Genomic DNA, 7,478 nt, shown 5'->3' on the forward strand with positions numbered 1-7,478 from the left:
TACGTCCGTACGCGGCACACCCACCACGCGGGCTGGCGCCGCCCCGGTCACGTGCCCCGCACCGTTCGTACGCGGCTGCCCCGTCGTGGGGGCTTGCGCCGCCCCGGTCACCTGCCCCGCACCGTTTGTACGCGACTGACCCGTCGTGGGGGCTTGCGCCGCCCCGGTCACCTGCCCCGGCTCGTGCGCATGCGGCACACCCGCCATGGGGGCTTGCGCCGCCCCGGTCACCTGCGCCGCACCGTTCGTACGCGGCTGACCCGCCGTGGGGACTTGCGCCGCCCCGGTCACCTGCCCCGCACCGTTCGTACGCGGCACACCCACCGCGCGGGCTTGCGCCGCCCCGGTCACGCGCCCCGGCTCGTGCGCATGCGGCTGACCCGCCATAGGGGCTTGCGCCGCCTCCGTGGCGTGTGGCGGCTCGTCCGTACGCGGCTCACCCGCCGTAGGGGCTTGCGCCGCCCCGGTGACGCGTTCCGAACCGTTCGTGCGCGGCTGGCGTTCGAAGAGGGTGGCTCCTTGGGCGCCCTGTTTCACCACCAGGGTGGTGGGTTCCGGGAGGGCCGCTCTGATTGCTTCGGGGCCGCCGGTGATGCCCCAGGTCTCCTCTGCCTCGTCCTCGCCCACGAAGACCAGGTCGGCTCGGCGGGCCAGGTCGAGGAGGACTTGGGGGGCGTTCTTGTGGGGCCAGAGGCCGGGGCGGTGGTTGACGTCGAAGGAGATGAAGGGGCGGGCCGGGTGGGGGGCCGTCAGGTCCTGGAGGAGGGACAGGCAGGAGGGGGAGAGGGCGGCCGTGATGCCGGAGAGGTGGAGGACGCGGGCGGCGCGGGCCGCCGGCAGGTCCGTGTTGTCGGTGGTCATCGCGGACGCCGCCGAGCCCGAGCGGTAGTAGGCCACCTCGTGCGCGTCGGTCGCGCGGTCCGCGGCCGTGCGGAAGTAGATGCCGGTGGGGCGGGCCGGGTCGCGGAGCACGGAGGTGACGTCGACGCCGTGCGCGGCGATCGTTTCGAGGAGGTGGTCGCCGAAGCCGTCCGCGCCGACGCGGCTGACCCAGCGGGTGGTGTGGCCGGTGGCGGCGAGGGCGCAGAGGACGTTGGACTCGGCTCCGCCGATGGCGCGTTCGAAGGAGGGGACGTCGGCGAGGCGGCCGGGGCGGGTGGGCAGGAAGGTGACCATGGACTCGCCCAGCGCGGCGACATCGACGACGTCGGGTGCGGCCTTGGAGAAACCGTCGGCGGTCACGGTGTCGGGGCTCCTCGACAGGGGGCGGTGGCACCGTTGACCCGGTGCTCGCTGGGATGTTAGACAGCCGTGAGCGATATACGCAATGGTTGTTGCAGTGAGTGCAACGCGGCTTTTCAGGGAGGGTCTCATGGGTGTCGAAGCGCTCGCTCGTCTCGCCGCCGAACGCGTCGACCACCGTTTCAAGGGCCTCCCGCCGGACGCCGACGGGCTGACCGTGGAGGAGCTGGCCGGGCAGCGCCGGAACCTGTTCACCGGCGGATTCGTCACGCCCGTGCTCGCCCTGTCCGCCGAGCGGCTGGAGCACAACCTGGCCCTGATGGAGGCGTACTCCGAGCGGCACGGGCTGGCGTTCGCGCCGCACGGGAAGACGTCGATGGCGCCGCAACTGTTCTGGCGGCAGATCGAGCGGGGGGCGTGGGGCATCACCCTGGCCGTGCCGCACCAGGTGCGGGTCGCGCGGGAGTTCGGGATCGAGCGGGTGTTCCTCGCCAACGAGGTGGTGGACCCGGCGGCGTTGCGGTGGATCGCCGCCGAGCTGGACGCCGATCCGTCGTTCCGGCTCGTCTGTTACGTGGACTCCGTGCGCGGCGTGGAGCTCATGGACGCGGCGCTGCGGGGCTCGGCGCGCCCGCTGGACGTGGTGGTGGAGCTCGCCGCGGGCGACGGCGCGCGGACCGGGGTCCGTACGGAGGCGGAGTGCGCGGCGGTCGCGGACGCCGTGGCCGGGGTGGAGACGCTGCGGCTCGTGGGCGTGGCCGGGTACGAGGGCGAGGTGCCCGACGCGACTCCGGAGCGGGTGGGCGCCTGGCTGCGGCGGCTCGTCGCCCTGGCCGTCGGCTTCGACAGGGCCGGACGGTTCGCGGGGCTGGAGGAGATCGTCGTCAGCGCCGGTGGCAGCGCGTGGTTCGACGCGGTGGCGGAGGTGTTCGACGAGATCCCCGAGCTGTCGGCGCCCGTGCTGAAGCTGCTGCGGTCCGGGGCGTACGTCTCGCACGACGCCGGGCACTACCGGCGTCTGACCCCGTTCAACCGGGTACCCGAGGAGGGTGCCCTGGAGCCCGCGTTCCGGCTCTGGGCCCAGGTCGTCTCCCGCCCCTCCCCCGAGCAGGCCTTCGCGAACGCCGGGAAGCGCGACGCCGCGTACGACCTCGATCTGCCGACGGTGGAGGTGGTCCGGGACGCCGGGTCGGGCGAGGTGCGGGACGCGGGCGACGGCATCGCCGTGACGGGCCTGTCCGACCAGCACGCCTGGCTGCGCACGCGGGCGGGGGCGGACGTGTCGGTCGGGGACTGGGTGGGGCTGGGTCTGTCCCATCCGTGCACGTCGTTCGACAAGTGGAAGCTGATCCCGGTGGTGGAGGCGGACGGGACGGTCGTGGAGTACGTCCGCACCTACTTCTGAGGGCGGCCGGACTCTCCCCGGTTCGCGAAAGGTGGCAGACATGGACGACGTCGTCCTGCGTGACGCCGAGGTCGTCGACGGGTCCGGCGGCCCCTCCTACCGCGCCGACGTGGTCGTGTCCGGCGGCAGGATCACCTCGATCGTCCAGGAGGCCGCGGCGGCCGGGTGCCAGCGGCCGTCCGCCCGGCGGGAGCTGGACGTCGAGGGGCTGGTCCTCGCGCCCGGCTTCGTCGACATGCACGCCCACAGCGACCTCGCCCTGCTGCGCGACCCCGAGCACGCCGCGAAGCTGGCGCAGGGCGTGACCCTGGAGGTCATCGGGCAGGACGGGCTGTCGTACGCGCCCGTCGACGACCGGACCCTCGAAGAGGTGCGGCGGGCGATCACCGGCTGGAACGGCTACGGCGAGGACATCGACTTCACCTGGCGTTCGGTCGGCGGGTACCTGGACCGCCTCGACCACGGCTTCGACGGCGAGGGCATCGCCGTGAACGCCGCGTACCTCGTCCCGCAGGGCACCGTGCGGATGCTCGCCCTGGGGTGGGAGGACCGGGCGGCCACACCTCAAGAGCTGGACCGCATGCGGCAGTTGGTCGCGGACGGGCTGCGCGAGGGCGCCGTCGGCATGTCGTCGGGGCTGACGTACACGCCGGGCATGTACGCCAAGGACGCGGAGCTCACCGAGCTGTGCCGGGTGGTCGCCGCGTACGGCGGCTACTACTGCCCGCACCACCGCTCGTACGGGGCGGGCGCGCTCCAGGCGTACGAGGAGATGATCGCCCTCACCCGCGAGGCCGGCTGCGCCCTCCATCTCGCCCACGCCACCATGAACTTCGGTGTGAACAAGGGGCGCGCCCCCGACCTGCTCGCGCTCCTCGACGACGCGCTCGCCGCCGGCGCCGACATCACCCTCGACACCTACCCCTACACCCCCGGCTGTACGACCCTCGTGGCGCTGCTGCCCAGTTGGGCGGGCGAGGGCGGCCCGGAGGCGATCCTGGCGAGGCTGGAGGACGACGACACCGCCGCACGTGTCCGGCACGAGCTGGAGGTCGTCGGCGCCGACGGCTGCCACGGGGTGCCCGTCGCATGGGACACCGTCGAGATCTCGGGGGTCGCCGACCCGGCGCTGGCCTCGTACGTGGGCCGGACGGTCCAGAAGTCCGCCGACGCGCGCGGCGAGGACCCGTGGGTCACCGCGCGGCGGCTGCTCGTCGAGGACCGGCTGGGGTCGACGATCCTCCAGCACGTCGGCCACGAGGAGAACGTACGGGCGATCATGCGGCACCGGGTGCACACCGGCGGCTCGGACGGCATCCTGCGCGGCGCCAAGCCGCACCCGCGCGCGTACGGCACGTTCCCGCACTATCTGGGCCGGTACGTACGGGAGTTGGGGGTGCTGTCCCTGGAGGAGTGCGTCGCTCACCTTACCTCGCGCCCCGCCGCCCGGCTCCGGCTGCCCGACCGGGGGCTGGTCCGCGAGGGGTACCGCGCCGACCTCGTCCTCTTCGACCCGGCGACGGTCGCCGCCGGGTCGACGTACGAGGCGCCGCGCACCCCGCCCATCGGCATCCCGTACGTCCTCGTCGACGGCCGTTTCGCGATCGAGGACGGCCGGCGGACGGACGTCCTGGCGGGGCGGGCGGTCCGCCGCGCCCCCTGAGAGGGCGCGGCATCACGCGGCAGCACGGTGACTGCCCGGGGGCGTTACGGCCTGGGGAGTATGCAGCCGCTGCGGGTCAGGTCGAGCTTGCTGTCGGCGGCGAAGCAGGCCGGGACATGCCAGGTCTGCTGCCCGTAGTTGATGCCCTCGCGGACGGTGACGGTCCCGTTCGCGTCGACCTCGCACGGGTTGTTGTCGGTGCAGCGCCCGCCGTCCTCGTTGCCCGTGTTGTTGACGGCCACGACCTTGCCGGTGGCGTTGTCGAGCACCGGCGAGCCGGAGGTGCCGCCGATCGTCTTGCAGGCGGAGGTGTAGCGGACCGAGTCCTTCCAGGTCCACGCGCCTTCCTTGAGGCGGTACGCGTAGCCGTCGACGTCGCAGGCGTACGTCCGCTTCCAGTAGCCGGAGACGACCGTGATGTCGGTGCCCACGGCCGGGCGGGCCGTGTCGAAGATCAGCGCGTTGATCCCGTACGAGCTCTTGATCTGCCCGTACGTGGTGGTCAGCCGGTACAGCGCCATGTCCGTGTCGGTCATCGTGCCGTACACGATCCGGTTGGCGCGGAGGGTGGCGACGCGGGTGCCCGCCGAGTTGAGGAGACCGAAGGAGCGGGTCGAGGCCCGGTCGACGAGGACCTCACCGGGGCCCGGGAAGCCGGTCTCCAGGCAGTGGCCGTTGGTCATCACCAGGGCCGGGTCGTCGTCCTCGGCGTCCGGCATCCGCACGACCGAGCCGGAGCAGTTGCTGAGCGAGACGGTGCCCGCGAAGTTCACGGCCTGGACCGCGGAGTCCGCCGGAGCCACCCGGGACGCGGCGTCGGCCACGGCCTTGTTCGCCGCGTCCACGACACTGCCGACCGTCGTCTTCACGGTCCCCGTCGCGGGCTCCGGCGCGGCCTGGGGTGCCGCGACCGCCGGTGCCGCGCCCGCCCCGGTGATCACCAGGGCGAACAGCGCGGCAACGAGAGGCTTTCTCATGTGGGGGTCCCTCTCTTGCTACGTGGGTGACAGGAGATCTTCCGGCCACCGCAGTTTGTCATGCGCATTGTGAGGGCGGTGTGACGACCGAGCAAGGACTTGGTTCTGGCCGGATGGAGTTCGGCCAAGGGGAGTTGAAGGCGCGCAGGGGGACGGGGCGGCGGGCTGCTCGCGCTACAGGCAGACACAGGTCATCGGAGCTGAGACAGACCCCGGCAGGGGGCTCAGACCGCTCCGCCGCCGCACGGGTCGGCGAGGGGCGAGCCCGCCCGGTTGCTCCTTTGGGATGGAGATGCGTCCGGCCGACGGCTCAACGGCTCAACGGCTCAACGGCTCAACGGCTCAACGGCTCAACGGCTCAACGGCTCAACGGCCCAGGAAAGCCCGTCAAGAGCCGGGGCTCGTTGTGAGGTGAGCCCGACGGCTGGCACGGTGGACAGACGGGCGAACAGTGACGACCAACGAGATCCTCTTCGGCGTGGGCCTGACGTTCGTGCTCGCGGTCGGATCTCAGGTGATCGCCTCGCTTCTGCGCATTCCGGCGCTCATCATCCTGCTCCCGGCGGGATTCGTCGCAGGAGCCCTGACCGACAACATCCACCCCGACCGGCTGCTGGGTGACGCCTTCCAGCCCTTGGTGTCACTGGCCGTAGCGCTGATCCTCTACGACGCCGGGCTCGGGCTCGCCCCACGCAGGCTCCAGGGTGAGACGCGCCGCATCGTCATGGGACTCATCGTGCTCGGCGTGGGCCTCGTCTGGGCCTCCTCGGCCCTCCTGGGCGTGCTCCTGCTCGGAATGTCGGCAAAGGCAGCGCTGGTACTCGGCGCGATCCTCGTGGTCTCGGGGCCGACAGTCGTCGGCCCCCTGCTCGCCTTCGTCCGGCCGACGGACCGGCTCCAGCAGATCCTCACCTGGGAAGGCTCCCTCATCGACCCGATCGGGGGTCTCCTCGGAGCGATCGTCTTCGCCGCGGTGCTCGACACCGGCGGAAGCTTCGGCAGCCGGCTGGTGCAGTTCGCGGTCAGCGTCGGCGTCGGCCTCGCCGGGGCCGCCGTGGGGATGATGTTGCTGTGGCTGCTGCTGTGCAAGCTCCAGCTCAACGACGTGCTTCGCACCTCCGTGCAGCTCGCGACCGTGATCGCTGTGGCCGCGGCCTGTGACATGGCCCGAGAAGACACAGGGCTCATCGCCGCGATCGTCATGGGACTGCTGGTCTTCCACCTGCCTGGTTTCGTCATGCCCGAGCACCGCCCCTTCTCCGAGACGCTGCTCCAATTGATCATCGGACTGCTGTTCGTCTCCATCTCCGCCACTGTCACCCCGGCGTCCCTTCGGCATGTGGTCCTGCCGACGCTCGGCCTCGTCGCGGTCCTCGTACTGGTCACGCGCCCGCTCGCCACCTGGCTGGCCACACTGGGAACCGCCCTGCCGCACAGGGAACGCGGATTCATCGCATGGATGGCACCGCGCGGCATCGTGGCCGCCGCCAGCGCCTCGACCTTCTCCCAGGGCCTCGTTGACGCGGGGATCGACGGTGCGTCGAAGATCCTCCCGGCCACGTTCCTGGTGATCGCGGCGACGGTGGCGCTGTACGGCCTGACGGCGGTCCCCGTCGCCCGGCGGCTGGGTGTCACCGCTCCGGAGACCGACAAGGATCGGGCCGAAAGGACGCACTGAGGCTCCACAGCTCTGCCGGAGCCCAGCCTCAGGCGCCTCCCCGACCCGCGGTCGCCGCTCGTTCCCGCCAGAACCGTTCCGCCGCAGCGCCCTCGCCCCGCCCGGCCCCCGCCCCGCTACTTCGGCCCCTTCGTCGCGCCCTGCCCCCGGCCCTGGTTGCCGCCGGAGTTGCCTCGGCCCGGGTCGGTCGTCGGGGAGGGCTGGGTGGGTGCGGTGGTGGAGCGCGTGGGCGTCGGGGTGGGGGCCGTGCTCTCGGAGTCGGTGGCGGACGGGGACGGTTCCGCGGAGGTCTCGCTCGGGGAGGCGGACGGCGATGCCGCCTCCGTCGTGACGGAGGGCGCGTCGGCCGACGGCGTGGCCGCTCCCCCGCCGCCGGACCTGCCGCTCGCCGGGGAGGACTCCTTGGGCGCCGGACCGCTCGGCCCCTCCTCGCCCGAGGAGCCGGCACCGGCGAGGCCCGCCGCCACGGCGCCCACGACCACGGCCGCGGCGACACCGCCCGCGATCAGGGCC

Annotated in this window: 5 protein-coding genes and 1 pseudogene; 3 read left to right on the top strand and 3 right to left on the bottom strand. The window is 72.6% G+C overall.

What is annotated here, in order from left to right; genetic code table 11:
• Positions 1-1,176: sugar kinase (locus M8J73_RS28890; RefSeq protein WP_249829268.1), on the bottom strand; the 1,176-nt coding region annotated here is incomplete at its 3' end.
• A gap of 196 nt (positions 1,177-1,372) precedes the next feature.
• Between M8J73_RS28890 and M8J73_RS28895 the strand changes: the two genes are divergently transcribed.
• Positions 1,373-2,647, top strand: a complete 1,275-nt coding sequence (locus tag M8J73_RS28895) for an amino acid deaminase (protein WP_249829267.1) — start codon at positions 1,373-1,375, stop codon at positions 2,645-2,647.
• Positions 2,648-2,687: 40 nt separating this feature from the next.
• Positions 2,688-4,310, top strand: coding sequence for an N-acyl-D-amino-acid deacylase family protein (locus tag M8J73_RS28900; protein WP_055541747.1), 1,623 nt, complete (start codon positions 2,688-2,690; stop codon positions 4,308-4,310).
• Positions 4,311-4,354: 44 nt separating this feature from the next.
• On the opposite strand, the gene M8J73_RS28905 is transcribed toward M8J73_RS28900, so the two are convergent.
• Positions 4,355-5,287 carry a trypsin-like serine peptidase gene (locus tag M8J73_RS28905; RefSeq protein WP_055541746.1) on the bottom strand — a complete coding sequence of 311 codons (933 nt, stop codon included), beginning with the start codon at positions 5,285-5,287 and terminating at the stop codon, positions 4,355-4,357.
• 451 nt (positions 5,288-5,738) lie between these two features.
• Here M8J73_RS28905 and M8J73_RS28910 point away from each other — a divergent pair, with 451 nt between their 5' ends.
• Complete coding sequence (locus tag M8J73_RS28910) at positions 5,739-6,965, top strand: cation:proton antiporter (protein ID WP_055541745.1); 1,227 nt, start codon at positions 5,739-5,741, stop codon at positions 6,963-6,965.
• Between the two features lie 116 nt (positions 6,966-7,081).
• Here M8J73_RS28910 and M8J73_RS28915 read toward each other — a convergent pair.
• Positions 7,082-7,478, bottom strand: a pseudogene (locus M8J73_RS28915) (hypothetical protein); the annotation flags it as partial.

Origin of the sequence: Streptomyces neyagawaensis (assembly GCF_023516595.1) — a bacterium.
GTDB lineage: Bacteria > Actinomycetota > Actinomycetes > Streptomycetales > Streptomycetaceae > Streptomyces > Streptomyces neyagawaensis.

Excerpts from the sequence above, each read along its gene's own strand:
- M8J73_RS28905 (WP_055541746.1), bottom strand. The coding sequence starts at position 5,287 with ATGAGAAAGCCTCTCGTTGCCGCGCTGTTCGCCCTGGTGATCACCGGG.
- M8J73_RS28900 (WP_055541747.1), top strand. The coding sequence starts at position 2,688 with ATGGACGACGTCGTCCTGCGTGACGCCGAGGTCGTCGACGGGTCCGGC.
- M8J73_RS28895 (WP_249829267.1), top strand. The coding sequence starts at position 1,373 with ATGGGTGTCGAAGCGCTCGCTCGTCTCGCCGCCGAACGCGTCGACCAC.